Here is a 1,411-nt window from a genome sequence, read left to right on the forward strand (position 1 = left end):
GGGTTAAGTAGCAAAAAGTGTGTCCGCTCGGCGTGTTGCGGGGCGGGCACACCGTTTGTTACTTCATGGGGCCTTTTCTGATTCCTATCGAGTGTTCGTACTCGGTTGGGATAGCGTTGTCGTAGAAGGCTGGTCGGCCTGTTTCATGGTCGGCTTTGTTGTGGTCTTCTTCGACAAGATCGTTGACTTTGGCGAGTTGATCTTGGCCGAAATTGCACTGCCTGGCGATCTTTAATGGGTCGTCAGGCAGTTGCGTTTTCGAGTGCAGGTACCACTCGAGCATTTTTCGTTGGCGTTCCCCGGACCTGCCGCGATGCGCGTCGGCGATGCGTTTGAGCCCGGCGTTGATGCCGCCTTCCAGACTGTTTGTCGTTGAAGCCCAGCGTTGAGGCTCAAGCGCATTCGGTGGTGGCTGCAGGTAGGTAAACAGCCATCCTTTCCGTGAGAGGTGCAGCAGGGAGTTGTATGCCTTGCGAACTCGCAGATGGGTCCATTCCCACTGGTTGTTGAGTGTGCGGCGCTCTTTTGACACGGGCGTTTTCTCGTTGAGGAATGCTTTGAATACCTGTCCGAAGTCGTGCAGACGCAGCGTCCACTCCCGTGCCTGGTCGAGTGTGGTGATACGGGTCAGTTTCAACGCCAGGGCGTAGATGGCTTTGCCGGCGTCGGTGCGTGGTCGTGATGTGGTGTAGCGGCGGATGACGCGTTGCGCATGGACGAGGCATCGTTGGATTATCGCGTTCGGCCAGCAGGCTTTAATCGCAGTAAGTGCGCCTTGTCCGCCGTCGAGGACGACGCAGAGCGGCTCAGCGATTTTGCGGAGTAGCTGCGTGTAGGCGTGGGCGGTTTCGTGTTTGGTCCAGTGCCATGCGATGACGTGGTCGTGGCTGGCTGCGACGAGCAAGCATCCGGCGGCGGTGTAGGTACCGTCGATGAAGATCTGGTCGTAGATGCGCTGTGGGTCACCGTCGTTGGGGATGTCGATGAGCCAGAACGGTTTGAATCGGCGGTCAAGTGTCCAACGGCTTACCCCTTGTTGCTGGGCGAGTTCAGACAACGTTGCTGTGGAGGTGGCATAAGAGACGAAGGCTTTAAAGTCGCGGGTCTGCGTGCGGTCGGTGCGGGTTCGTGTCGTGGAACTGCCGCAGTTCGGGTCCTTGCATCGCCACCTGGTTGTGCCTTTAGAAGTGGTTCCGTTTTTCTTCATTTGCCCAGCGCATATCGGGCATCGTGGTCTGTTTTTACTCACCCGGAAAGCACACCAACCCCCGATTAGCACATGCGGGTGCCATTCCGGTGGATTGAACACTAATCGGGCGGATATAAGGTCTTGATGCTTATATCCGCCCGATTTACCCAGCCTAATCAGCAGTAATGCTGAAAGTCAGACACACTTTTTGCTACTTAACCC

At 56.5% G+C, this 1,411-nt stretch carries 1 protein-coding gene; it reads right to left on the reverse strand.

Annotated elements, in window-relative coordinates; genetic code table 11:
- Positions 1 to 58: 58 nt before the first annotated feature.
- Entirely contained in the window at positions 59 to 1,249 is a 1,191-nt protein-coding gene (locus HMPREF2681_RS02505; protein ID WP_162838042.1) for an IS1249 family transposase, read from the reverse strand.
- Positions 1,250 to 1,411: the final 162 nt, after the last annotated feature.

Origin of the sequence: Corynebacterium sp. HMSC064H12 (assembly GCF_001809925.1) — a bacterium.
Classification (GTDB): Bacteria; Actinomycetota; Actinomycetes; order Mycobacteriales; family Mycobacteriaceae; genus Corynebacterium; species Corynebacterium jeikeium_D.